Annotated in this window: 22 protein-coding genes, 1 tRNA gene and 1 riboswitch; of the genes, 7 read left to right on the top strand and 16 right to left on the bottom strand. The window is 69.8% G+C overall.

Annotated features, from left to right (window positions below; all coding sequences use genetic code 11):
- Window positions 1–8 precede the first annotated feature (8 nt).
- From ACIGXX_RS19260 to ACIGXX_RS19240, 5 genes are all read right to left on the bottom strand, one after another.
- Window positions 9–443 (bottom strand): DUF3592 domain-containing protein, encoded by a 435-nt coding sequence (locus ACIGXX_RS19260; protein ID WP_399977098.1) that lies wholly within the window; start codon window positions 441–443, stop codon window positions 9–11.
- A gap of 125 nt (window positions 444–568) precedes the next feature.
- Complete coding sequence (locus ACIGXX_RS19255) at window positions 569–1,171, bottom strand: lytic polysaccharide monooxygenase (RefSeq protein WP_351164705.1); 603 nt, start codon at window positions 1,169–1,171, stop codon at window positions 569–571.
- Between the two features lie 106 nt (window positions 1,172–1,277).
- Entirely contained in the window at window positions 1,278–1,955 is a 678-nt protein-coding gene (locus tag ACIGXX_RS19250; protein WP_351164706.1) for a nucleoside/nucleotide kinase family protein, read from the bottom strand.
- Entirely contained in the window at window positions 1,942–3,129 is a 1,188-nt protein-coding gene (locus ACIGXX_RS19245; protein WP_399977093.1) for an SPFH domain-containing protein, read from the bottom strand. The genes ACIGXX_RS19250 and ACIGXX_RS19245 overlap by 14 nt, the downstream gene beginning before the upstream one ends.
- 340 nt (window positions 3,130–3,469) lie before the next feature.
- Window positions 3,470–4,801 (bottom strand): peptidoglycan-binding protein, encoded by a 1,332-nt coding sequence (locus ACIGXX_RS19240; protein WP_351164708.1) that lies wholly within the window; start codon window positions 4,799–4,801, stop codon window positions 3,470–3,472.
- Between the two features lie 254 nt (window positions 4,802–5,055).
- Between ACIGXX_RS19240 and ACIGXX_RS19235 the strand changes: the two genes are divergently transcribed.
- The 4 genes from ACIGXX_RS19235 (at window position 5,056) to ACIGXX_RS19220 (ending at window position 10,193) form a co-directional block, all read left to right on the top strand.
- Window positions 5,056–5,129, top strand: a tRNA-Lys gene (locus ACIGXX_RS19235).
- A 114-nt stretch (window positions 5,130–5,243) separates the two neighbouring features.
- On the top strand, window positions 5,244–5,975 hold the full coding sequence (locus ACIGXX_RS19230; RefSeq protein WP_399977089.1) for a FadR/GntR family transcriptional regulator: 732 nt from the start codon (window positions 5,244–5,246) through the stop codon (window positions 5,973–5,975).
- Window positions 5,976–6,273: 298 nt separating this feature from the next.
- Window positions 6,274–8,256: a glycosyltransferase family 2 protein gene (locus ACIGXX_RS19225; RefSeq protein ID WP_399977086.1), complete on the top strand. Its 1,983-nt coding sequence runs from the start codon at window positions 6,274–6,276 to the stop codon at window positions 8,254–8,256.
- Window positions 8,253–10,193: a kelch motif-containing protein gene (locus ACIGXX_RS19220; protein WP_351164711.1), complete on the top strand. Its 1,941-nt coding sequence runs from the start codon at window positions 8,253–8,255 to the stop codon at window positions 10,191–10,193. Before ACIGXX_RS19225 ends, ACIGXX_RS19220 begins: the two co-directional genes overlap by 4 nt.
- Window positions 10,194–10,359: 166 nt before the next feature.
- Here the strand turns inward: ACIGXX_RS19220 and ACIGXX_RS19215 are convergent, their stop codons facing one another.
- Window positions 10,360–11,394 (bottom strand): glycoside hydrolase family 6 protein, encoded by a 1,035-nt coding sequence (locus ACIGXX_RS19215; RefSeq protein ID WP_351164712.1) that lies wholly within the window; start codon window positions 11,392–11,394, stop codon window positions 10,360–10,362.
- 161 nt (window positions 11,395–11,555) lie between these two features.
- On the opposite strand from ACIGXX_RS19215, the gene ACIGXX_RS19210 reads away from it, so the two are divergent.
- The 3 genes from ACIGXX_RS19210 to ACIGXX_RS19200 all read left to right on the top strand — a co-directional run bounded on the left by ACIGXX_RS19210 (window position 11,556) and on the right by ACIGXX_RS19200 (window position 13,823).
- Window positions 11,556–12,311 carry an ANTAR domain-containing protein gene (locus tag ACIGXX_RS19210; protein ID WP_351164713.1) on the top strand — a complete coding sequence of 252 codons (756 nt, stop codon included), beginning with the start codon at window positions 11,556–11,558 and terminating at the stop codon, window positions 12,309–12,311.
- Window positions 12,312–12,614: 303 nt separating this feature from the next.
- A riboswitch (cobalamin riboswitch) is annotated at window positions 12,615–12,736 on the top strand.
- Between the two features lie 32 nt (window positions 12,737–12,768).
- Entirely contained in the window at window positions 12,769–12,990 is a 222-nt protein-coding gene (locus tag ACIGXX_RS19205) for a CbtB-domain containing protein (RefSeq protein ID WP_351164714.1), read from the top strand.
- A 20-nt stretch (window positions 12,991–13,010) separates the two neighbouring features.
- The gene (locus ACIGXX_RS19200; RefSeq protein ID WP_399977080.1) at window positions 13,011–13,823 is read left to right on the top strand and encodes a CbtA family protein; all 813 of its coding nucleotides are present in this window, start codon (window positions 13,011–13,013) and stop codon (window positions 13,821–13,823) included.
- Here ACIGXX_RS19200 and ACIGXX_RS19195 read toward each other — a convergent pair.
- The 10 genes from ACIGXX_RS19195 to ACIGXX_RS19150 all read right to left on the bottom strand — a co-directional run bounded on the left by ACIGXX_RS19195 (window position 13,804) and on the right by ACIGXX_RS19150 (window position 23,390).
- Window positions 13,804–14,469 (bottom strand): class F sortase, encoded by a 666-nt coding sequence (locus ACIGXX_RS19195; protein ID WP_351164717.1) that lies wholly within the window; start codon window positions 14,467–14,469, stop codon window positions 13,804–13,806. The genes ACIGXX_RS19200 and ACIGXX_RS19195 overlap by 20 nt on opposite strands.
- 15 nt (window positions 14,470–14,484) lie before the next feature.
- Window positions 14,485–15,024, bottom strand: coding sequence for a hypothetical protein (locus tag ACIGXX_RS19190; RefSeq protein ID WP_361470841.1), 540 nt, complete (start codon window positions 15,022–15,024; stop codon window positions 14,485–14,487).
- A 69-nt stretch (window positions 15,025–15,093) separates the two neighbouring features.
- Window positions 15,094–15,873: an HAD-IIA family hydrolase gene (locus ACIGXX_RS19185; RefSeq protein ID WP_249589729.1), complete on the bottom strand. Its 780-nt coding sequence runs from the start codon at window positions 15,871–15,873 to the stop codon at window positions 15,094–15,096.
- Between the two features lie 81 nt (window positions 15,874–15,954).
- On the bottom strand, window positions 15,955–17,451 hold the full coding sequence (locus ACIGXX_RS19180; protein WP_399977075.1) for an alkaline phosphatase family protein: 1,497 nt from the start codon (window positions 17,449–17,451) through the stop codon (window positions 15,955–15,957).
- Window positions 17,452–17,589: 138 nt separating this feature from the next.
- Window positions 17,590–18,660, bottom strand: a complete 1,071-nt coding sequence (locus ACIGXX_RS19175) for a 2-aminoethylphosphonate ABC transporter substrate-binding protein (RefSeq protein WP_366463810.1) — start codon at window positions 18,658–18,660, stop codon at window positions 17,590–17,592.
- A gap of 32 nt (window positions 18,661–18,692) precedes the next feature.
- Window positions 18,693–19,490 (bottom strand): ABC transporter permease, encoded by a 798-nt coding sequence (locus ACIGXX_RS19170; protein WP_399977071.1) that lies wholly within the window; start codon window positions 19,488–19,490, stop codon window positions 18,693–18,695.
- On the bottom strand, window positions 19,477–20,394 hold the full coding sequence (locus ACIGXX_RS19165) for a 2-aminoethylphosphonate ABC transporter permease subunit (protein ID WP_399977068.1): 918 nt from the start codon (window positions 20,392–20,394) through the stop codon (window positions 19,477–19,479). The genes ACIGXX_RS19170 and ACIGXX_RS19165 overlap by 14 nt, the downstream gene beginning before the upstream one ends.
- A 43-nt stretch (window positions 20,395–20,437) precedes the next feature.
- On the bottom strand, window positions 20,438–21,490 hold the full coding sequence (locus tag ACIGXX_RS19160; protein ID WP_361470855.1) for an ABC transporter ATP-binding protein: 1,053 nt from the start codon (window positions 21,488–21,490) through the stop codon (window positions 20,438–20,440).
- Window positions 21,491–21,534: 44 nt separating this feature from the next.
- Entirely contained in the window at window positions 21,535–22,272 is a 738-nt protein-coding gene (locus tag ACIGXX_RS19155) for a phosphonatase-like hydrolase (protein ID WP_399977065.1), read from the bottom strand.
- Window positions 22,266–23,390: a TIGR03364 family FAD-dependent oxidoreductase gene (locus ACIGXX_RS19150; protein WP_361470834.1), complete on the bottom strand. Its 1,125-nt coding sequence runs from the start codon at window positions 23,388–23,390 to the stop codon at window positions 22,266–22,268. Before ACIGXX_RS19150 ends, ACIGXX_RS19155 begins: the two co-directional genes overlap by 7 nt.
- Between the last annotated feature and the right edge of the window lie 97 nt (window positions 23,391–23,487).

Raw genomic sequence — 23,487 nt, 5'->3', positions numbered from 1 at the left:
GAGGGTGTCTACGGGAGCTCTGACCCGAACAGGTCGTTCGCCGACACCATGAAGAAGACGCAGAAGGCGAGCACGACGCCGAGGAAGCAGAGGGTGGCGACCGTGCCCGCCGCGTTCTTGAAGGGGCTCGGCTCGTGCGCCGTCGCCTTCTCGGGGCGGTCGGCCGCGTAGTGCACGGTGACGAAGTCGCCCTCGACGGTCGTCGCGGGGCCGTTCTCCTCCTCGAACCTGAGGGGGCGCCCCGCGGATGGCGTGAACTCGTAGACGTGGTGCAGCGTGGTCGTGGTGTGGCCGCTGTCGCTGCGACTGCTGGTCGTGGTGTACGTACGCAGGCAGCGCCCCTCGGCCGTCAGCCCGCTCGACCACGCCTGCCGCAGCTCCAGGGAGCGCCTGACCACCTTGACCGCCATCACGATCGCCACCGCGCCGATGGCCACAGGCACCACGACAAACATGAACTCCACAACTGCCCCCCGGTGATCGATGCCGTTCCGCGCACACCGTCCTGGTCGTGGACGGCGTGCGCAGAACCTACCCGTGGGGAGCGCCGTGGAGCCTCAAGCCCTGCTCAGAACTTGACGTCGGAGCAGGCGTAGAACGCGTTCGCCGTGTCGTGGACGGTCCACACCGCGACGATCACGTGATGTCCGCTCCTGCCGCCGGGGATCGCCCCGGAGTGCGAGAGCGTGGCGGGCGGCTGCTGGCCGTTGTAGGGGACGTTGAGGAACGGGGTCGTGTCGAGGGCGGCCCGAGTGACCGGCTTGCTCTCGTCCCAACCCTGCTTGGTTATGTAGTACTTGAAGTCGGTGGTGCGGTGCCGTGCCGTGAACTGCCAGCGGAAGGTGTAGTTCTGACCTGCGCTGACGCTGGTCGTCGGCCAGGCGCCGCCGCCCGGCGCCTTCGGCTGGTTGAGCGAGTCGAAGCCGCCGACGCCCGCCGAGCAGATCTTCCCGTCGGCCGGACCGGACGCCGGGAAGCCCTTGGGGCCCTCGACGCTCTGCGGTTCGTACTGGATGGAACCGCAGCCGCTCACCGTGCCGTTGGCACAGTTGATCTGGCGGCTGGCCGGCAGGTCGGTGTAGCCGTGGCTGCTCGCGCCACCGGACGAGAGCGCGAGGGCCCCGAACGTGGTGGCGCCGAGCATGGCCGCGTACATCTTCTTGTTTCGCATGCTGCCGCTCCAGGGGGAAACGTGGGGGTTCCGTGAGCCGTGCGCGCGCTGCGGCACTGCGGGTGCAGTGGGTGCAGTGGGTACTGCGGTCTAGACCAAGCCCAGATTATGGGCGGTAGTTGAACATGTCCATACCAATAGTGGAGACGATCCGATCGCAGCGTTCGCGCGACTTCTCCACGAGGTCACCGTTGGGGCCGTCGTTCGTCGCCACCCACGCCGCCGCCCCGTCGGCCGTCCGGCCGCCCGCCAACTGCCGTTCGATCAGGCGCAGTTGACGTACCTCCGCAGGTGCCCGCACGTACCAGCACTCCCCCATCAGCCGCCGTGCGTCGCGCCAGCCGGGCAGATCGCAGGCGAGATAGTTCCCCTCGGTGACGACGAGACGGGCGCTCGGCGGGACCCGGTGCCGGGCGGAAACCGGCTCGTGGAGAGTGCGGTCGTAATCGGGTACGTAGATGTCGTGCCCGGTGTCGTCGAGGACCCGGGTGAGGAGCGCGACGTATCCCCGGACGTCGAAACTCGGCTCCGAACCCTTGCGGGCGGTGAGGGCGAGGCGCTCCAGCTGGTCGTTCGAGAGGTGGAAACCGTCGAGCGGCAGATACGCGGCGCCCTCGCCGACCGCCTCCACCAGCGCCCGCGCGAACGTCGACTTCCCCGCGCCGGGCGGCCCCGCGATCCCCAGGAGGGTGCGGGGCCGGTCGGCGGTCAGGCTCCAGGCGTCCCGGGCGAGGTCCGCGAGGCTGGGGGCACGGTCGGTTCGGGCGCTGTCATCGGTCTCCATGCCCCGTATAGAACGCCACCGTCAGGTCCTTGACCAAGGCCTTGCGCTCGTAGTCGTCGAGCTCGACCAGGCCGCGGGTGGTCAGCCGGGTCACCGTGTCCTCGACGGAGTCCACCACCGAGGTGAGCACGCTGTCGCGGTGCCGTGCGTCCAGGGCGGCGACGCGGCGCAGGCGCATGGTGTCGGCGATCTCGGGGGCGTACTCGATGCGGGTCGGCTGGGCGGAGAAGATCTCGATGCCGACCGGCTCGGCCTCCACCGCGAGCATCCGGGTCAGCGCGTCACCGACGGCGTCGGCGTCGCGCAGGGTCGGGGTGTCGTCGTGGAAGGCGTCGGCGGGCAGCCGGGACAGGACGCGGGCGGTCGCCGCCTCGACGCACTCGCGCAGATACTCCTGGTGGTCGGCGACGCCGAGCGTCGCGCGCGCCGCGTCCTTGACCCGCCACACGACGAGGACGACGACCCGCAGCGCGACCCCGCCCCGGTCCACCGCAGGCATCGGCTCGCTGCGCCAGTGCCGCAGGCGTACGTCGACGCGGCGGCGCAGGAGGAGTGGGTTGACCCACATCAGTCCGGTGCGGCGGACGCTGCCGCGGTAGCGCCCGAAGAGGGTGAGCACCCACGCCGTGCCGACCCGGCCCCGGGCCAGACCCCCGAACCCGAACAGGGCGAGCGCACCCGAGGCGGCGAGCGAGGCCCACTGCGCGAGGCCGAGCCCGGCGTACGCGTCGTAGCCGCCGTACCCGTCCGCCCAGGGCAGCCCGGCCGCCAGCGCCACCGACTCGGGCAGCACCCCGGCCCATCCCAGCGAGGCCGCACACCCGGCGACGCCCGCGGCCCCGCCGAGCACCCCGACCGCACCGGGCAGCACCCGGGCGGGCCGCTCGCCGAGGGCCGGGTCGACCACGGGCAGGGGGCGGGCGGCCACCGGCGGCGCGGGGCGCCGGGCGGTGCGCGGCTGCTCGCCCGTCCCTTGCCTGCGCCGCACGACGGCGGGCGCAAGGGACACCCCTGGTTCGGCGGGGTCGTCGCGGAAGAGGAGGTGGATGGGGATCTCGGTGGTCGCCTCGCTCTGGATCAGGCGCGGCGGGCGGGCGACCGGCTCCGGAGCGCCGACGGCCTTCGGGTCCTCGGGCTGGGGGGTCTGTGACCGTGAAGCCGCTGTCGCACTCATCCTTGCCTCCGCCTCATACGTACCTCGGTCTCATCCCCACCCCGGTCACATCCCGACCCGATCCACACCCCGGCCACAACCGCGCCCCGGTCACGTTCGTGCCCCGGTCCGATTCGTGCCCCGGTCTCATCCGCAACCCGGTCACATGTGTGCCTCGGTCCCACTTCTGGCCCGGTCACAACCGCGCCCCGGTCACGTTCGTGCCCCGGCCCGACTCGTGCCCCGGCCACACCCGCAACCCGGTCACCTTCCTGCCCCGGCCCGACTCGTGCCCCGGCCACACCCGCAACCCGGTCACCTTCCTGCCCGCATCCCACGCGCGCCGCTCTCCTCATCAGGCTCATGCGAACAACCGCCGCCAGGTCTCGGGGCCCGGGTAGCCGTCCGCCGCCGCGCCCCGCCAGCCCTGCGCGCGTTGGAACGCCTCGACGTTGCGGCGGTCGCTCTCGCTCCAGCGGGGGCCCGGCCCCTGGGCGTAGTGCCTGCCGAAGCCCTTCTTCACCAGTTGCCTCCCGAGCTTCTCGACCGACGGGCTGGACTGGCCGGGGCGGAACACTCCCCTGCCGGGGTACGCGGGCGCCCTGCCCTGCGCGCCGCCGCCCGCGCCCGACCCCGCGCCGGGGATGTCGCGCCCCTTGCCCGTCATCAGGTACGACCAGGTCGTGGGGCCCGGCAGTCCGTCCGCGTCCCCGCCGCTCCAGCCCTGCGCCCGCTGGAACGCCTGCGTGGCCCTGCGGTCCGCGTCGCTCCAGCGCGGGCCGGGCCCCGTCTTGTAGAAGCGGGCGCCGCCTCTGCCGACCAGGGCCTTGCCGAGCTGGGTCACGTATTTGTTGTCGGCGCCGGGGCCGAACGAGCCCGCGCCGGGGTAGCGCGTCCCCGTGCCCGGCCCCGAGCCGCCCGGGGTGCCCTCCGTCACTCCCTTGTAGCGGTACGCCAGATAGCGGTTCCCATTGCTCCAATAGGCATAGGGAGTGGTCTGCTTACGGGCGTGCGGACGGGCCTGTTCGTACGCGGTGTATTGCGTGTGCGCCGCGTTCGCCCAGCCGCCGAAAATCGTCACGTGCGACCCCTTCTCGGGGTTCGCGGGGTTATGGAAGAGAAGGATGTCGCCGGGCTGGAGCTGGGCCTTCGTAATGCGCACCGCGTACGAGGAGAGACTGCCCGTCCATTCATTGCCGCCGAGATTCCAGGCCATGGAGACAAAGCCCGAGCAGTCCTGCCGGTAGCCGTCGGACCAGTACGCCCCCATGCTGTACGGCACCTTCGCCGCGACCCACTTCTTGGCGCGGGCGATGATCTCGGCCCGCGTCGTGCTCCGCGCCGCCGACGCCGCGGGGCCCGGGGTCCCGGGCCTGCCCGGCGCTCCGTGCAACGCGCTCGTGTCGCCCTGCGGGCTGCCGGGGCCCGGATCCTCGTCCGCCGGAGTCCCAGGTGGCCGCGCCGGATGGTGGCCGGCGCCGGGGGCCGCCGCCGCCGGGAGAACCTGCCCGCCGCCGAGCACGGTGCCCGCCGCTGCGGCGATGACGAGGGCGCGGCGCGCGCCGTGCGCCGCCGGGTGGCCACCTTGCCGTACGGGAAGTGCGTGAGTCATGGCTCGTCGCCAGTGAATGCATCCGGGGCAGTCGCAGTCGCTCTCGGGATCGAATTCCTCGAATACCGGAGCACCCTCCATGCGATTCCCCTCACACTCCAGGAAAGAATGCCTGCGTCGCATCTGCACAGTCGTCAGCTTCTCAACTGTCGGGCGATATCGCATGTTGACGGTCCGAATGATGGATCCGCCCCGCATTCACGTCCCCGCCGCGCCCCGGGCCCGCCCCGAGCAAAGCCCGCTCGAACCCCGGCCGAGTGCCGCCCCGAGCACCCGAAGCTCCCAGAGGGTCCGGAGCACCCGTCCGCGTCCGGTAGAGTTCTCCAGGTCAGCAGGCGCCGTTAGCTCAGTTGGTTAGAGCAGCTGACTCTTAATCAGCGGGTCCGGGGTTCGAGTCCCTGACGGCGCACAGACAGCGAAGGCCCCCCGTTCACGCGGGGGGCTTTCGTGGTTCCCGGGCCGGGGCGACACCCGTGTTCCTGAGCAGGGTCGATACCCGTGTTCCTACCGCTACCGTTGCGCCATGGCGCGCGACATACAGGAGCGGATCAAGAAGCTCATCATCGACCAGCGGCTGCCCTCCGGCGCCTCTCTGCCCACCGAGCCCGAACTGATGGAACGCCTCGGCGTCAGTCGGAACTCCGTGCGAGAGGCCCTCAAGGCACTACAGGCGATGGGCATCGTGGAAATCCGGCACGGTTTCGGCACATATGTCGGCCCCATGTCGATGGCTCCCATGATCGAGGGCCTGACGTTCCGGACGGTGGCAGGGCACTACCGCGGCGAGGACAGCCTGCTCCAGCTCCTGGAGCTGCGGGAGGCCGTGGAGACCGGTCTCATCGCCCGTCTCGCGGGCCGCATCCCGGCCGAAGACCTGGCCGAACTGGACGCGATCGTCGACCGGATGGACAGCGAGACGGCGGCGAGCGAGGGCCGAAGCGGCCGGCCGGCGGCGGTTCACACCGAAACCGACCGTGCATTTCACGCCACTCTCTACCGCTGTCTGCGCAATCCGCTGCTCGGCGAGGTCCTCGAAGCGTTCTGGGACGCCTTCAACAAGGTACGTACCGACCTCGTGGACGTGCCGCAGGACCCCAAGGTCACCTGTCGCCAGCACCGGGAGATCCTCGACGCGGTCCGATCCGGCGATGTGCTCCGGGCCGAGCGGGCGATACGGGAACACTTCGGTAATATTCGAACGCGGTTGAGTGCTCCTGTCTCAACAGGCAACTCAAATCTCTCGTATGACCGGTAAACACCTTGTTTCGCTCTTGCGATCATGGCTAGGGGCGTAGAACCTTGTGCTGGAGCCATTGGCTCTCATGAGGCAGGCGGTGCGGGGCAGTTGGGGGGCCCGACCGGTGCCCACGGGGGAAGGGGCGGGGGCCCCTTTCATGAATGGATGCCGAGGGGGGCATCATGCAACCGGAAGGTAGCTGTTCCATGTCTAAGGGGACGGTGGCCTGCCACTGATGCGTCCGTGAAGGTCGGGGGACCGAGCCGGACGGAAGGACCAACGAACACGCGGGGGACCGCGTGCGGGGGGATGACTCATGACGTCGACGCCGACGGGCGCCCGGCCGAACGACCCGTCAGAGACGACCCAGCTGCGGGTGCCGTCGCACCGTACGGGCGGGTTCCGACGTATAAAGAAGGCCCTGCCGAGATACGACTACGAGCACTACAGCCGTCTCGCGGGGCCGCTCACGCAGCCCGATCCGACCAAGCCGTACAAGGTGCAGTACCGCTCCCTGCTCTCGCAGGAGCCGCACCGGATCAGAGCCGCGCTCATGCTGGGCGCCGCACCGCTGCTCTCCCTCGTACTGCTCGCCTGGCTGCTCCAGCCGACGCACTGGACGAAGCGCGACTACGTCGCCAACGACTGGCTGCCCACGCTCGACATCGTCATGCTCATATCCATCGGCCTGATCGAGTTCTTCCGCTGCATGAACGTGCTGTCGAACGCGCACGCCACGCTCGTCGCCCGTGACCCGATCCCCGTGGTGCCCGAGACCGGCACCCGCGTCGCCTTCCTCACCTCCTTCGTGCCCGGCAAGGAGCCGCTCGAGATGGTGACGAAGACGCTGGAGGCGGCCGTCAAGATCCGCCACCGCGGCCTCATGCACGTCTGGCTCCTCGACGAGGGCGACGACCCCGCCGTCAAGGAGGTCTGCCAACGGCTCGGCGTGCACCACTTCTCCCGCAAGGGCATCGCGAAGTGGAACATGAGCAAGGGCCCGCACCGCGCCAAGACCAAGCACGGCAACTACAACGCCTGGCTGGACGCGCACGGCGACGACTACGACTACTTCGCATCGGTCGACACCGACCACATCCCGATGCCCAACTACCTCGAGCGGATGCTCGGCTTCTTCCGCGACGAGAACGTCGGCTTCGTCATCGGCCCGCAGGTCTACGGCAACTACGACAACTTCATCACCAAGGCCGCCGAGTCCCAGCAGTTCCTCTTCCACGCCCTGATCCAGCGCGCGGGCAACGCGTACGGCTCCCCCATGTTCGTCGGCACGAGCAACGCCGTACGCATCAGCGCGCTGAAGCAGATCGGCGGTCTGTACGACTCGATCACCGAGGACATGGCGACCGGCTTCGAGATCCACCGCGCCACGAACCCGCGGACCGGCAAGAAGTGGAAGTCGGTCTACACGCCGGACGTGCTCGCGGTCGGCGAGGGCCCCAACGCCTGGACGGACTTCTTCACGCAGCAGCTGCGGTGGTCGCGCGGTACGTACGAGACCATCCTCAAGCAGTTCTGGAAGGCGCCGTTCTCGCTGCCGCCCGGCCGCCTCTTCAACTACACGATGATGGTCATCTTCTACCCGATGTCCGCCATGAACTGGATCCTGGCCGCGCTCTCCTGCGCGCTGTTCCTGGGCATGGGCGCATCGGGCGTGAACATCGACCCGACGATCTGGCTGATGCTGTACGGCAACGCGTCGGCGCTGCAGATCGGCCTCTACATCTGGAACCGCCGCCACAACGTCTCGCCGCACGAGCCCGAGGGCTCCGGCGGTATCGCGGGCATGGTGATGTCGGCGCTGTCCGCGCCGGTCTACGCGCGCTCCCTCCTGGACGCCGTGCTGCGCCGCAAGAGCAAGTTCGTGGTGACGCCCAAGGGCGATTCGGCCAGCCCGGACACACTGTTCGGCACGTTCCGGATCCACCTGTTCTTCATCCTGGTCTTCGCCGGCTCGATGGCCGCCGCGTTCGTCTTCGACCACGTCCACCCGGCGATGATCATCTGGGCCACGTTCGCCCTGCTGATCACGGCCGCGCCGATCTTCGCGTGGCGGTGGGGGATGCGGCAGGACAAGAAGAAGAGCAAGTCGCGGCACGGGGGAGGCAATGCGGGACCGCCCACGGGCGGGGGCCCGACGGTGCCGCAGCAGCGCGACGCCACGGCGGAGCTGCCACAGGCGCATCAGCCTTCGCAGGCGCCACACGCGCCTCAGCAGAAGCCCAGCTGGGCAGCGAACGACCAGACCATGCAGATCGCCCTTGGGGGACGTAAGAAATGAAGGACCGTTCCAGCCGCCGCCGCGCCCGCCGCATCGCGATAGGCGCGGCGGTGGTCATAGCGCTGGCCGGGATGAACGGCCCGTGGCTGTGGCGCGTGGGTTCGGAGAAGTACCACGACTACAAGATCAACAAGCCGGAGTACAAGGCCGACAACGGTCACTGGCAGGTCGTGAACTTCCCCGAGGAGTACCGCCAGAACACGATCCACGCGGCGCTCCTGCACACCGGCAAGATCCTTCTGGTCGCGGGCTCCGGCAACAACCAGAAGAACTTCGACGCCAAGAAGTTCGACACCCGCCTGTGGGACCCGGTCAAGAACACGATCAAGAAGATCAAGACGCCCGTCGACCTCTTCTGCACCGGCCACACGCAGCTGGCCAACGGCAATCTCCTGATAGCCGGCGGCACCCAGCGCTACGAGAAGCTCAAGGGCGACATCACCAAGGCCGGCGGCCTGATGGTGGTGCACAACGAAGACCCGGACAAGCCGATCACGCTGCCCGCGGGCACGAAGTTCACCGGCAAGAAGAACGGCAAGACGTTCGTGTCCAAGGACCCGGTCGTCGTCGAGCGCGCCAAGAAGGTCTTCGACAAGGCGACCGGCGCGTTCGTCCGCAACGAACCGGGCCTGGGCCGGGTGTACGTGGAGGCGCAGAAGAGCGGCTCGAAGCACGAGACCGGCACGCAGGACAACTACCGCGTGCAGGGCCTCAAGGGCGCCGCCACCCGCAACACGTACGGCATCGCGCAGAAGCTCGCCCTGGACAAGAAGGACTTCCAGGGGATCAAGGACGCCTTCGAGTTCGACCCGGTCGCCGAGAAGTACATCAAGGTCGACCCGATGAACGAGGCGCGCTGGTACCCCACGCTGACCACGCTCTCGGACGGCAAGGTGCTCAGCCTCTCCGGCCTCGACGAGATCGGCCAGCTGGTCCCGGGCAAGAACGAGGTCTACGACCCCAAGACGAAGAAGTGGACCTACACCAAGCAGGTCCGGCAGTTCCCGACCTACCCCGCCGTGTTCCAGCTGGAGAGCGGCAGGCTCTTCTACTCGGGTTCGAACGCCGGCTACGGCCCCGACGACGTCGGCCGCAAGCCCGGCACCTGGGACCTGGAGAAGAAGGGCAGCTGGAAGGGCATCCCGGGGATGAGCGACCCGAATCTCCTGGAGACCTCCAACACGGTCGAACTGCCGCCCGCGCAGGACCAGAAGTACATGGTGGTCGGCGGCGGCGGTGTCGGCGAGTCCAAGAAGTCCAGCAAGAAGACCCGCATCGTCGACCTCCTGGACGACAACCCGAGGTTCGAGGACGGCCCCGAGCTGGAGAAGGGCACGCGCTACCCGCAGGCCTCGACCCTGCCCGACGACACGGTGCTCATCTCCGGCGGCTCGGAGGACTACCGCGGCCGCGGCGACTCGAACATCAAGCAGGCGCGGATCTACGACGCCAAGACCGGCAACATGCGGCGGGTCGCGGACCCTGAGGTCGGCCGCAACTACCACTCGGGCTCGATCCTGCTGCCCGACGGCCGCGTGATGTTCTTCGGCTCCGACTCGCTCTACTCCGACAAGGCCAACACCAAGCCCGGCGAGTTCGAGCAGCGCATCGAGATCTACACGCCGCCGTACCTCTACCAGGGCTCGCAGCCCACGCTGACCGGCGGTCCCGAGGAGATCAAGCGCGGTGGCTCGGGGACGTATCGGACGCAGCACGCCTCGTCCATCAAGACGGCCCGCCTGATCAGGCCGAGCGCCTCGACGCACGTCACCGACATCGACCAGACGTCCGTCGCCCTCGACCTGAAGAAGTCGGCGGACGGCGTCACGGTGACGATTCCCGAGGAGAAGAGCCTGGTCGAATCGGGCTGGTACATGCTGTTCGTCACCGACGACCAGGGCACCCCGAGCAAGGCCCAGTGGGTCCACGTGCCGTAGCTCGCGTGGGCGCGGGGCGGGTGACTGCGCCCCCGTTAGGGGCGCGGGGAACTGCGCGCTCAGCCCGCGAAAAGCCGCAGTCGCGTCTGCCAGATGAATCGGCAGACGCGACTGCGGCTCTTTTGTGGTTGCTCGCGCAGTTCCCCGCGCCCCTTGCGGGGCGCTCCTACTTGGCCGCCGCCGCGAGGCTCTTCGCGTACTCGGGCCACCACTGACCGGCCTTCGGCCCGCCCCTGCACGTCCCGTCGGACTCACCGGGCCGCTTGATCCAGAGGTACGCGTCCACGAGCGGGTCGGACGTCTTGGTGGTCGGCGCCTCGCCGAGCGCGCGGCCCGGCGGGTTGCACCAGGTGTCCTTGCCCTTGGTGTACGGGCCGTTGCCGTTGCGCGCGGTGTCGATGACGAACGGCTTGTCGCCGATCTTCGCCGAGAGCTTCTTGCCGAACTCCGTGCTGGCCTCGGTGGTCTGGAAGTTCGAGACGTTGACCGAGAAACCGTCGGCCTGCTCGACGCCCGACCACTTCAAGGGCTCCCAGAGCGAGTCCGGGTTCTTCCAGCCCGCGTTGCCCGCGTCCAGGTACACCTTCGTGTTCTTCAGGGACTTGAGCTTCTCGATGGCGCCCTTGAGCAGGTCGTACCGCTCCTCGTGGAACTCCTCCGGCGTGCAGTTGTCGACCATGTGGAGCACCGCGTCCGGCTCCAGGATGACCGTGGCCCGCCGGTCGCCGATGCCCGCGGCGACCTGGTCGATGAACTTCCTGTATTCGTTGCCGTCGGCCGCGCCGCCGCCCGAATACTGGCCGCAGTCGCGGTGCGGGATGTTGTAGAGGACCAACAGGGCGTCGCGGTCGGCCTTCTCGGCGGCCTCGGTGAAGCCGCGCGACTGCTCCTCCGCGTTCTCCGGGACGATCCATTCGGCGACCGGCTGCTCGGCGATCTTGCGGATCAGCTCGGCGTCGTCCTTCTTGTCGTCCTTCTCGTACGAGGCGACCTGCTTGGCCGCGTTCCCCTCCGGGTTGACCCAGTACGGGTCGGAGCCCTTGGGCTGCTGCTTGATGGGCTGTCCCGACGATTCCTCGTTGCCCGAGCCGTCATCGGAGGAGCACCCCGACAGCAGCAGCGCCGCCCCCGCAAACGCCGCCGCAGCCTTCACCCCCCGGGCCGCGATCCGATGACCGCGGCCGGTGCCTTTGTGGTACATCCACTCCCCCTTGGGTGCACTGTCCGATTCTCAATCCTGACATACGCACTCCCGGCCCACGAGGCCCGCCCGTCGGCTGCGGAGACCTGTTGGAGACCTGTTACAGCTCGGCGCCCGGGGGTAGGCGCAGGGCGCGGGGTGGCGCTCATGGGGAGGAGATCATGCGGGATCACACCTCTGAACTACGGCTGGCCGAAGTCCTGGTGGAGACCACGAACACACTGGACGACGACTTCGACCCGGATCTCTATCTCAGCCGGGTCGCGGGCCACTGCGTAGAGCTGCTCGACGCCACTGCCGCCGGAGTCATCTTCGACGGCGCGGGCACACACTCGGTCGCCGCGGGCGGCCACCCACGGGACCTGGCGCTCGACCTGCTGGGGGCCCAGCAGAGCGGCGGACCCTGCGTGGAGAGCCTCGGCACCGGGCTGCCCGTGCCGCCGGTGCGGCTCGCGACGGCCGAACCCGCCAAGCGCTGGCCGGAGTTCACCGCGCTTGCCCGCCGCCGCGGCATCGGGATCACCTACGCGGTTCCGCTGCGCCAGCGCGAGGCCCTGCTCGGCGCGCTCAACGTCTTCGTGCCCGAGGCCACCCTGGTCCCGCACACCGACGGGGAGTTGCGTCTGGCGCAGGCGATCGCCGACGCCGCCGCGCTGGGGCTGCACAATCACCGCGCCTACACGGAGTATCGGGTCCTCGCCACACAGCTCCAGGGCGCTCTGACCAGCCGCGTACGCATCGAACAGGCCAAAGGCATACTCGCCGAACGCTGGCACACGGGTGTGGACGAGGCCTTCCAGGCGCTGCGACGGTACGCGCGTAGAGAACGGCTGGTCATGGAGCTGGTCGCCACCGAAGTGATCAAGGGATCGCTCGACGACACGGTGCTGCGCGGCAGTTGGTCCGAACCTTCCTGAAGGTCATCCCGGGAACCACCACCACCTGCGGCGATCACGGAGAGGAAGCGGGTCACGACTTGGCGTCAAACCACCCCTAGGCTCCAGCGCTCATCCGTTCTAGAGTCGTCTCAACGGCCCAAGCCCCCGGCCTGATCGTCCATCCCGTATTGCGGGGTTGGCCACCGAACCTCCCGCGCCGGCGCCGGGTTACTCCCGCAGCTCGTGCGCGCGCGGTCGAGGACCAGCCCGGTCGACGGCTCCGGGGGGAGCGGGCCGCCGACCGGGCCGGGTTGCTCCCGATCCGGGGCTCTCCGGGACAAGTCCATACATCGAGGCGACGGTTGCAGGAACCCGGTGCGATTCCGGGGCGGTCCCGCCACTGTGACCGAACGCCCGCGTGGCGTGCGGAAGTCAGGAACTGAGCCGTCGCACTCCTGCTTCGGGGCGTGGAAACCCCAGGAGGAGGCGCTTCGACATGTCACTGCACGCCGCGCCATCGCCCACCGAAAGCACGGCGGCGCAGGCCGCCACGGCCTCGGCCCGCGACTGGCTCATCGCGTCGGCCGCGGTCGTCATCGCGCTGGTCGCGCTCTACGCCGTCTTCTTCGACAACGGCTCGCTGCTCTCGGCGACCGGCGGCCATCTCCACGAGTTCGCCCACGACGGCAGGCACCTTTTCGGCGCCCCCTGCCATTGACCGGGGACGGACACGGCACCATGCCATCCCCTTCGTCCTCACCTGTTCTGCCCCTGCTCGGCCGGGGTCTCGTGGCGGGAGGCGTGGCGGGCCTCGCCGCCGGCCTCTTCTCCCTGCTCCTCGCCGAGCCGCTGATGGACCGGGCGATCCGCGCCGAGGAGAAGCGGACGGCCGCCCAGGAACACGCGCACGCCGCGCGGCACCACGAGGAGCTGTTCACGCGCTCCACCCAGCACGGCGGCCTGGTGGTCACCGCGGTCGTCGCCGGTCTGGCCGTCGGCGTCCTGTTCGCCGTGGCGTACGCGCTGGTGCACCGCCGCGACCCGTACGCGGCTCCGTGGCCGCGCGCCCTCACCTTCGCGGGAGCGGCCTTCCTGGCCCTCTCGCTGCTGCCCGGCCTGCGCTATCCGGCGAACCCGCCGGGCGTCGGCGACGCGGGCACGGTCGGCGAGCGCCAGGCGATGTGGCTCGCGGCCGTCGCGATCGGCGTCCTCGGCACGCTCCTGACCTGGCAGGTGTACGTACGTCTCGCGGCCAGATCCGTCCCGGCGCGGCAGCTCGCGGCGGCCCTCACGACGGTCGCCGTCCTGGCCGCGCTCTTCCTGCTCCCGGACAACCCCGACCCGGTCCCGGTCGACGCGGCGCTCCTGTGGGACTTCCGCGTCCTCTCGGTCGCCTCGCACGCCCTGCTCTGGTCCGTGTTCGCGGCGGTCTTCGGGGCCCTGGGCCTGCGGGCCGTCCGGGAAGGGGCCGTCAGGGGTGGCGCCAGGGGCGCGAGCGCGGCGGGAGTGCCCTCGCGCCCGGGCGCCACCCCTACGGCCCCACCCCGGTGAGGTAGGCGGACACCACCACGTTCGCCGAGTACGTCTTGGCGGTCCGGTCGAAGGTGCCGCCGCAGGTGATCAGGCGGAGCTCGGCGCGGCCCTTCTCGTGGGGGCCGTACGCCTTCTTCGCGTCGAAGCGGTCCCGGCTGATGACCTGGACGTCGTCCACGGTGAACTCCGCGACCGAGCCGTCGTCCCGGGTCACCCGGATCTTCTCGCCCGGCCGCATCGCGCTGAGGTCGTAGAAGACGGCGGGGCGCGTCTCGGTGTCGACGTGGCCCACGAACAGGGAGGTGCCCTCGGCGCCGGGGCGCGTCCCGCCGCCGTACCAGCCGACGGAGGCCGCCTCGGTGAAGGGCGGCGGATCGATGGCGCCGTCCCGGTCGAGCCCGCGGGCGATCACGGGCGCCCGCACCTTCAGCGAGGGAACGTCCACGCTCAGCGGCCTGGCCGCACCCAACGGCTCGTGCGCGTCCGGGAGTTCGACGGCGAACGGCCGGCCCACCGCCGCCACGTCACCGTTCGTGGGCTCCGAGACACCGCCGCGTACGTCGGTGATCTCGCTGCCCCACAGCCAGAGCCCGACAAGCACCAGCGCCCAGGCGAGTCCGGTGAGGAACCGCCCGTGGCCCGCCGACCCCTCGTGGCCCGACATGTCAGTGGCCGCCCGTCACTCGGAGCGGCGCCGGCGGACACTGCGGAACGCCACGGCCACGGCCGCCACCCCCGCGAGCACCAGGCCGATCACCGCGTGCCGGGTGCCGGGCCCCGCCTCCTGGGCGTGCGCGGCCAGCTGCGCGGTGCCGCCGCCGCCCGCGCGGACCGGCGAGACGGGGGCGGTGTGGTGCCGGCCGACCTGCACGGTGCCCACGCCCTGGTGGGGGTGGCCGTCGCAGATGACGGTGATGTCGTACGAGCCCTCGACGCCGTTGCGGATCGTGGCGGAGCCGTTCAGGGAGTACTTCTCGCCGTCCCTGCCGGTGAGCTTCGCGTCCCCCGTGAACGCGCCGGACCCGGCGGACCCGGTCGTCCCTTCACACCCCGAGACGCTGATCTCGACCTTGGCCCCGGGCTCGGCGGTGGACGGGGTGACCGTGGCACGCACTTTGTCCTGCTCATGGGCGTGCGCCGGCACCGTGGCGACGACGGGGAGCGCGGCGAGGACAGCCGCCCCGGCTATGCCACGCAGGGTGAGTGTTCCTCTACGCATCGTGAACCTCCTGTTCCGAGGTTCACGCGCGGCGGCATCACACGCCTCCCGTGTGCGGCAAACGGGTGGTTATACGCGGTCCACCAGGTCGGCGATGGAGTCCACGACATTGGAGGGCCGGAAGGGGTGCTGGTCGATGTCCTTGCGGGAGGTGAGCCCCGTCAGGACCAGGAACGTCTCCATCCCCGCCTCGAGACCGGCCAGGACATCGGTGTCCATGCGGTCGCCGATCATGGCGCTGGTCTCGGAGTGCGCCCCGATGGCGTTGAGCCCGGTCCGCATCATCAGGGGGTTCGGCTTGCCCGCGAAGTAGGGGTTGCGCCCGGTGGCCTTGGTGATCAGCGCGGCGACGGCCCCGGTGGCGGGCAGCGGCCCCTCGGTGGAGGGCCCGGTCTCGTCGGGGTTCGTGCAGATGAAGCGGGCCCCGCCGTTGATCAGCCGCACGGCCTTGGTCATGGCCTCGAACGAATACGTCCGGGTCTCGCCGAGCACCACGTAGTCCGGGTCGTGGTCGGTCAGGACGTACCCGATGTCGTGCAGGGCGGTGGTGAGCCCTGCCTCGCCGATGACGTACGCCGTGCCGCCGGGCCGCTGGTCGTCCAGGAACTTCGCGGTGGCCAGCGCCGAGGTCCAGATGTTCTCGACGGGCACTTCGAGGCCCATGCGGTTCAGCCGGGCCTGGAGGTCGCGCGCGGTGTAGATGGAGTTGTTCGTCAGGACCAGGAAGGGCTTCCCGGACTCCCGGAGCCTCTTGATGAAGGCGTCGGCGCCGGGGATCGGAACGCCTTCGTGGATGAGTACGCCGTCCATGTCGGTGAGCCACGATTCGATGGGCTTGCGCTCTGCCATGGGGTGCACTCCTGCGGTCTCCGTTGAGCAAGGTAACGGTGGGACGCCGGGACAGCTCTGTGCCGACGCCCCACAGCCTAATCAGGAAGCGGTGATCGTGACCCCGTCGATCACCCAGTACCAGTTGTTGCCGCCGGTGTAACGGAAGCGGACCTGGGCTTTCGTGACCCCGGCGGGCACCTGGAGGGCGATGTTCTCGACGACGGAGGGGGTGTCCGCGGTGTACGTCTTCACCGTGACCGGGGCCCCTCCGTCGTACGAGACGAGCACCTCGCCCTTCTGCGGGGCCTCCTGGCGGTAGTACGTCGTGTACGTGAGGGTGGCCTTCGCGCCGCCCCGCACCGTGTACGAGGGGCTGACCAGCGTCGAGTCGAACGTCCCGGAGAAGGACTTGTCGGTCCACTCGTCGCCGTCGGCGACCGCGAAGACGTTCCGGGCGCGGATGTTGAGCTCGCGCCGCTGGTCGCGCTCGGCCTTGGTCCAGAACTCGTCCGTGGTGAAGGACCAGCCGCGCCACTCGGTCATGCCGCCCGCGCCCATCCTGGAGTTGTCGACGCTCCAGCCGCTCGGCGGGGTGTGCGTGAAGCCGATGACCCCGCCGCCGATGCCGGTCTCGTCGACGGGACCGGTCAGCTGGGCGCGCAGGGCGTCGAACGCGTCCGGCGTGGGCTGCTGGACGGGACGCCCGTCCAGGCCCCAGGCCGGGTCGATCGCGATGCCGAGGTGGGCGAGCGCGCTGGCGGCGATGTCGGGCATGCGGACGTCATGGCGGACCGAGCCCGCCGTGACCCCGCCGCCGGTGGCGATCATGAAGGTCTGGCGCTCGGGCCAGCTGGAGCCGCCGTGGCCGCCGGGGTCGGTGTGCCCATGGTCGGCGGTGATCATGACGAGCCAGTCCTCGGAGCCGTACGTGGCGCGGGACTTGACCGCGGCGACGATCCGGCCGACCTGGGTGTCGGCGCCGTGGATCGCGTCGAGATAGGCCTGGCTCGCGGCGCCGCTGTCGTGGCCCGCGTGGTCGATGTTGTCGAGCTGGACGAAGACCGCGTCGGGGTTGCCGCTCTTGACCTCGGCGACGGCGCGGCTCGTGGTGCCCGCGTCGTACTCGGCGGACGGCGTGGAGACCCGGGCGTCGACCTTCGCCGAGAAGATGATGTCGGTGATCGGGGCCCAGGACGAGACGGCGTAGGTCCGCAGGGCGGGCTTCGCGGCCTCGATCCGCGTCATGAAGTCCGGGTACGCGGCGAGGTTGTGCCCGGTGAACTCGTTGTTCACGACCCTGTGCTTGTCGGGCCAGACGCCGGTGATGAGCGTCGACCAGCCGGGACCCGACGAGGTGGGCGCGAGCGGATTGGCGTAGATGCTGCTCGGCGCGGTCAGGCCCGCGCTCATCAGGCCCTTGAGTGCGGGCGCGTCGGCGTCCTTGATTCTGTTGAGCAGGGCGCCGTCCAGGCCGATGACCAGGACCTTCGGGGTCTTGGCCGCGGCCCTGGCGACGGCGGCGAGGGGACCCGCGGCCACTGCGATGGCGGCGGTGGAGACGAGGAGCGAGCGGCGGGATATGCCGTGCGACGACACGTGGTCCTCCGGTTCGTGAGGGGGCTGATGCAGAGGGGTGGCACATGCCAACGCCCCCGGAGAACCAGGGGCGTTGGGTCCATACCCGTTATCTTTTCGCTACCGAACACCCGGGGCCAAGGGTGCGACGGTGAACTCTCAGCTACCGGTCGCCGACTTCCAGTCCTCGACGTACGTCTGGAGGTTCTCGGAGATGTCGGCCCAGTCCGGCTCGAAGACCTCGACCCCGTCGACGATCTTGTCGAGCGCGACCGCGTTCGCGTCGGTGGCCTTGATGTCCTTGCGCGCCGCGAAGCCGCCGCCGATCTCGCTGACCTGCTGCTGGGCCTTCTGGCTGAGCAGGTAGTCGAGGAACTTCTTGGCGTTGGCGTTGTGCGGGGCCTTGTTGACCAGGCCGGCGGCGTAGGGCAGGGCGAAGGTGGTGGGCTTGCCGCCCTCCTTGGCCGGGAACCAGATGCCGAGGTTCGGCATGTCCTTGGACTGGGCGTAGTTCATCTGCACGTCGCCGTTGGCGGCGAGGAGCTCGCCCTTGTCGACCTTGGGCGCGAGCTTGCCGGTGGAGGCGGAGGGCCCGACGTTGTTCGTCTGGAGCTTCTTCAGGTAGTCCATGGCGGGCTTCTTGCCGCCGAAGTCGTGCATCGCCTTGATGAGCACGGCGGTTCCGTCGCCCGCGACACCGGGCGTGGAGTACTGGACCTTGTCCTTGTACGCGGAGTCGGTGAGGTCCTCCCAGGTCTTGGGCGCCTTGGAGCCGCCGAGCTCCTTCTTGTTGTAGATGAAGCCGAAGTAGTTGTTCACGACGGAGGTCCACTTGCCGTCGGAGGCCTTGTCGGCGCCGTCGACCTGGTCGGACCCTTCCGGCTTGTAGGCCTGGAGCAGGCCCTTCTCGTCGGCCTGCTGGATGAACGGCGGCAGGGTGATGATGACGTCGGCCTGCGTGTTGGACTTCTCGCGGACGGCGCGCTGCACCATCTCGCCGGAGCCGCCCTCGACGTAGTTCACCTTGATGCCGGTCTTCTTCTCGAAGTCCTTGAAGACCTGGTCGTACCAGCCGTCGCCGTTCTCGCCCTTGAGGCCGTCGGCGCTGTAGACGGTGACCTCCTTCGCGTCGGACGCGGAGGACTCGCCGCCGCACGCGGTGAGGGAGCCTGCGAGGACGAGACTGCCGGAGACGGCGGCGAGCGCTCTGGTGCGGGTGTGACGCGACATGACGTTCGTGCTCCTTCGGGGAGGGTTCGGGCTCAGCGGTAGGAGGCGCGGGTGCGGATGCGGGAGACGGCGAAGAGGACGAGCAGCGTCGCCGCCATCAGGACCACCGCGACAGCGGCGCCGGTGAACAGGGAGCCGCGGTCGGTGGCCGCGTAGATCTGCACGGGCAGCGGCATCCAGTCCGGCGGGTAGAGCATCATCGTGGCGCTCAACTCGCCCATGGAGAGCGCGAAGCACAGGCCCGCGGCCGCATTCAGCGACGGCAGCAGGAGCGGCAGCTTCACCTTCCACAGGACGTACGCGGGCCGGGCACCGAGCGATGCGGCGGCCTGTTCGTACGCCGGGTCGAGACGGACGATGGCAGCCGAAACCGACTGGTAGGCGAACGCCGTGACAAGAATGGTGTGCGCGAGGATCACGATCCAGCGCGTGCCGTTGAGGATCATCGGCGGCTTGCTGAACGCCACGAGGATCGCGAGCCCGACGACGACGGAGGGCACGGCCACCGGCAGCATGAAAAGCGTGTCGAGTACGCGCTTGCCCCCTCTCTTCAGCGTGGCGGCGGCGAGCGCGGCCCAGGACCCGACGGCGAGCGCGAGCAGGCTGGCGCCGACGGCGGTGACCAGGCTGGTGGTGAGCGCCTGGAGCGACTCCCCGCGGGTGGCGGACGCGTAGTGCTCCGTGGTGAATCCGGACGGGAAGGCGCCGGACCAGTGCGAGGAGAACGAGGCCGCCAGGATCACCAGGAGAGGCAGCGCGAAGAGCGGCAGGAAGAAGACGAAGAAGAGAACCCAGGTGGCCAGCTTTCCCTTGCGGCTATGCACCAACACGACGGCTCACCACCCGGTAGAGGCTGTAAAGACCCACGGAGATCGCGATGTTGACCACGGCGACGACACAGGCCGCCGGATAGTCGGACTCGAGAATGGCCTTGCTGTAGACGAGCATGGGAAGGGTCGTGACTCCCTTGGCTCCGGTGAAGAGAACAATCCCGAACTCGTTCAGACACATGACGAGTACGAGGCTGCCGCCCGCGGCGAGGGCGGGCAGCGCCTCGGGCAGGATGACCCGCCGAATGATGCGGCCGGGCTTCGCGCCGAGGCTGGAGGCGACCTCCAGCTGGGCGGTGTCGATCTGCGAGAACGCGGCGAGGAGCGGGCGCATCACGAAGGGCGTGAAGTACGTGATCTCGGCGAGGAGAACGCCCCACGGAGTGGTGAGGAACTGAAAGGGCCCGTCCGCGGCCCCCGTCGCATCCGTCCACATCCCGTTGGCCATGCCCTTGGTGCCGTAGATGAACAGCAGGGCGAGGGTGATGAGGAAGGACGGAAAGGAGAGAAAGACGTCGATGAACCGGGCGACGGCTTTCCCTCCCGGGAACGGCACGAAGGCGATGATCAGCGCGAGCGCGAACCCGAGCACGAGACACCCGACGGTGGCTCCGACGGCCAGCCACACGGTGGTCCCGAGCGCCTCCCGAAACGCTTCGGAGGCGAAGACGTCGGAGTAGGGCTGAAGGGAGGTCCCGCCGGTATCGGGCTGGACGGACTGCTGGACGACGAGGGCGAGGGGGTAGAGGAAGAAGAGGGCGAGGAGAGCGATGGGGGGCAGGGCCCAGACGAAACCGGGTATCCGCCGCTTCGGCGAAGGGCTGCCGCCCTTTCCCTCCCCGGACGAGCCGTCCGGCCGCCCCTGCTGTGGGCAGGCGTCCCGCAGGGCGGGACGGGTGGGCACAGCCTCCGACGCCGGGTCACCGTCAACGAGGCGTCCACCAGGGCTAGCCATCGGTCACACCACCAGACAGCAGCACCGCGTCTTCCGGCGCGAAGTGCAGCGTGACCTCGTCACCGATACCCGGCGGGGTCCGCAGCTCCCGTAGGTCCGCCTTCACCCGCTGTCCGCCGACATCGACGTACAACCGGTGGGTGGCACCACGCCACTGCACCTCGGCAACGCTGCCCTTCAGGGGATTGGGGCCCTCCCCCAGGCCGACCACATGCGGCCGCACACACAACGTGGCCGTGGCCCCCCGAGCCACCTCCCCCGTGTCGACCTTCAACTCGACCCCACCGAAGGTGACATCACCCGAGCCGACCGTCACCGGCAGCAGATTCGCGTTCCCCACAAAAGATGCCGTGAACTCAGTCCGAGGCGCCCGATAAAGCTCCTGCGGAGTCCCGCAGTCCCGCAACCGGGCCCGGTCCATGACGGCGATCCGATCCGCCAGGGTCAAGGCCTCCACCTGGTCATGGGTGACGTAAAGAATGGAGACGTCGGGCAACTCGCGGTGCAAACGGGCGAGTTCCCCCAGCATCCCCGACCGCAACTGCGCGTCGAGCGCGGAAAGCGGCTCGTCCAGCAGCAGCACCCCCGGCCGAATGGCCAACGCCCGCGCGATCGCGACCCGCTGCTGCTGCCCACCGGAAAGCTCCCGGGGAAACCGCTTGGCGTACGACGCCATCCCCGTCATCTCAAGCGCCTCGGCGACCCGCCCGGGAATCTCGGACTTGGCGACCTTCTGCGCCTTCATGCCGAAGGCGACATTGTCCTCGACCCGCATGTGCGGAAAGAGCGCGTACTGCTGGACGACCATCCCGATCCCCCGCTGGTGCGGCGGAAGGCCGGTGACGTCGCGCTCCCCGATGAACACCCGCCCGGACGCGGGCCGCACGAACCCGGCGACGGCCCGCAGCGCGGTCGTCTTGCCCGAGCCGGAAGGACCGAGCAGGGCCATGACCTCGCCCGGCTCGACGGTCAGGTCGAGCGAGTCCAGGACGGTGTTCTTGCCGTAGGCGACCGAGACCCGGTCGAAGCGGATACCGCTGCGCACGCGCGTAGGGGTGCCGGCGCTGACGCCGGTGCTGACGGCGGCGCTCACTCGTCAACACCCCTGAGTATGGAGGGGAGTTCCGCGACCGAGTCAAGGACGTGCGTGGCCCCGGCCCCCCGCAGCGCCTCCGCGTCATGCGCCCCCGTCAGCACTCCGGCGACCACACCGGCCCCGGCCCGCACCCCGCTCTTCATGTCGTACGCCGTGTCGCCCACGACGGCGACCTGGTGGACGCCGTCCACCGCCCCCGTGCGCAGGAAGGCGCTGAGCACCATGTCCGGGTAGGGCCGCCCCCGGCCGCCCGCGTCAGCGGGGCACAGGGTCAGCTCGACCAGGTCCCGCCACCCCAGCGCGTCCAGGATCGCGTCCTGCGTGACCCGCGCGAACCCGGTGCTCAACACCACGGTCAGACCGGCCGATTTGAGCTCCTCGACGGCTTCCCGCGCGCCGGGGATCGGCGCGATCAGACCCCCGTCGACCAGCTCCCCGTACGCCTTCTCGAAGGCCACGTTGGCCCGCTGGGCGAGGACCTCGTCCCCGAACAGGTGCCGGAAGACGGAGATCTTGGACTCGCCCATGGTGGCGCGCACGTAGTCCAGCTTCTCGGCGTGGTCGGCCGAGTCCGGCTCGACGCCGAGCTCCCGCGCGGCGGCGGAGAAGGCCTGCTCGACGAGGCCCCCGTCGGCGACGGTGGTCCCGGCCATGTCCAGCACCACGAGGCCGATGCCGCTGCCCGTGCGCGTCGCCGTGTGTGCGGTCACTGCGGTCAACTCCCTCACCATCCCAACTCGTCGGCGGTTTTCTCGGCGATCGCGGGCGAGCACGTCATGCCGCGCCCGCCGGGCCCGGTGACCAGCCACACGCCCTCGCGCACCTGCTGGCGGTGCACGACGCGGGCCGTGTCGACGCACTGCGCGTACACCCCGGCCCAGCGCCGCTTGATCTTCGGCAGCGGGCGCCCCAGGAAGCCCTCGACGACCTCGGTGAGGTGGTCGTAGGGGTCTTCGAGGGTGTCGAAGGCGAAGGGGTGCTCGTACTCGTGGGTGTCGCCGATGGTCAGGCCGCCGTCCTTGCGCTGCACCATCAGGAGCTGCATCTTGTGCTCGGCGGCGGTCGGCGCCTGCGCCTGCCCCGCGTTGAGCGCGTCGAGGGCGTCCGACTTGTACGCGGGGTAGTAGCGGAAGCTGTCCGCGTCGGCGACGGAGGTGGTGAGCGCCTCACCGAGGGGCTCCGTCTGCATCATCTGGAGGCGCACGCGGCGCACGGGCAGGTCGGGCCCGGCCAGCTCGCGGACGAGGCCGCCGAGCCAGGCGCCGGTGGCGAGCACGACGACGTCACCGGTGTGTACGTCACCGTGGTCGTCCCGCACCGCGTTCTCACCGACGACCTCGCGGACCTCGCGGCCGGGCAGGAAGGTGTAGCGGGGCGAGGCCAGCAGCGCTTCCCGCAGCCGCAGTTGAGCGGTGCGCGGCTCCACGGCGGCGTCGCGCTCGCACCACAGCCCGGCGGTGAAGTCGCCCCGCAGCGCCGGGTTGAGGGCGCGGGCCTCGTCGGCGTCCAGCAGCTTGTAGCCGCGGGCCGCGGCGTCGGGGCGGGCGAGGGCGGCCTCGGCGACCGCGCGCTCGCGCTCGTTGCGTACGAGGGTGAGGGAGCCGTTGGCCCGGAAGCCGATGCCCGCCACCCTCGCGCCTATCTCCTCCCACAGCTCACGGGCCCGAAGGGCGGTGTCGAGCTCCTCGCCTCCGGCGCGGCCGCTCACCCATATCTGCCCGAAGTTGCGCAGCGAGGCTCCGCGGGCCTCGCTCTCGCGCTCGATCTGTACGACCTCGTGGCCGCGTTCCACTGCGTGCCAGGCGTGCATGGTTCCCACCACGCCGGCTCCTACGACGATGACTCTCACGACGGCAACGCTCCTGGGGACGGGTGACCCGCTGTGGTCCTGACGGCAACGGGATGGTGAACGACCACCCAAGCTTGGCCTAGACCCGTTACGTTCT

It is taken from the genome of Streptomyces sp. NPDC055243 (assembly GCF_044544025.1).
Classification (GTDB): Bacteria; Actinomycetota; Actinomycetes; order Streptomycetales; family Streptomycetaceae; genus Streptomyces.
The sequence above is the reverse complement of the archived record's forward strand: the minus strand, read 5'-3'. Positions and strand labels throughout refer to the sequence as shown.

Coding starts and splice junctions, on each gene's coding strand:
- ACIGXX_RS19200 (WP_399977080.1), top strand. CDS start 13,011: ATGCCATCCCCTTCGTCCTCACCTGTTCTGCCCCTGCTCGGCCGGGGT.
- ACIGXX_RS19210 (WP_351164713.1), top strand. CDS start 11,556: ATGCGGGATCACACCTCTGAACTACGGCTGGCCGAAGTCCTGGTGGAG.
- ACIGXX_RS19230 (WP_399977089.1), top strand. CDS start 5,244: ATGGCGCGCGACATACAGGAGCGGATCAAGAAGCTCATCATCGACCAG.
- ACIGXX_RS19190 (WP_361470841.1), bottom strand. CDS start 15,024: ATGCGTAGAGGAACACTCACCCTGCGTGGCATAGCCGGGGCGGCTGTC.
- ACIGXX_RS19205 (WP_351164714.1), top strand. CDS start 12,769: ATGTCACTGCACGCCGCGCCATCGCCCACCGAAAGCACGGCGGCGCAG.
- ACIGXX_RS19245 (WP_399977093.1), bottom strand. CDS start 3,129: ATGAGTGCGACAGCGGCTTCACGGTCACAGACCCCCCAGCCCGAGGAC.
- ACIGXX_RS19250 (WP_351164706.1), bottom strand. CDS start 1,955: ATGGAGACCGATGACAGCGCCCGAACCGACCGTGCCCCCAGCCTCGCG.
- ACIGXX_RS19255 (WP_351164705.1), bottom strand. CDS start 1,171: ATGCGAAACAAGAAGATGTACGCGGCCATGCTCGGCGCCACCACGTTC.
- ACIGXX_RS19220 (WP_351164711.1), top strand. CDS start 8,253: ATGAAGGACCGTTCCAGCCGCCGCCGCGCCCGCCGCATCGCGATAGGC.
- ACIGXX_RS19175 (WP_366463810.1), bottom strand. CDS start 18,660: ATGTCGCGTCACACCCGCACCAGAGCGCTCGCCGCCGTCTCCGGCAGT.
- ACIGXX_RS19155 (WP_399977065.1), bottom strand. CDS start 22,272: ATGGTGAGGGAGTTGACCGCAGTGACCGCACACACGGCGACGCGCACG.
- ACIGXX_RS19195 (WP_351164717.1), bottom strand. CDS start 14,469: ATGTCGGGCCACGAGGGGTCGGCGGGCCACGGGCGGTTCCTCACCGGA.
- ACIGXX_RS19240 (WP_351164708.1), bottom strand. CDS start 4,801: ATGGAGGGTGCTCCGGTATTCGAGGAATTCGATCCCGAGAGCGACTGC.
- ACIGXX_RS19225 (WP_399977086.1), top strand. CDS start 6,274: ATGACGTCGACGCCGACGGGCGCCCGGCCGAACGACCCGTCAGAGACG.
- ACIGXX_RS19215 (WP_351164712.1), bottom strand. CDS start 11,394: ATGTACCACAAAGGCACCGGCCGCGGTCATCGGATCGCGGCCCGGGGG.
- ACIGXX_RS19185 (WP_249589729.1), bottom strand. CDS start 15,873: ATGGCAGAGCGCAAGCCCATCGAATCGTGGCTCACCGACATGGACGGC.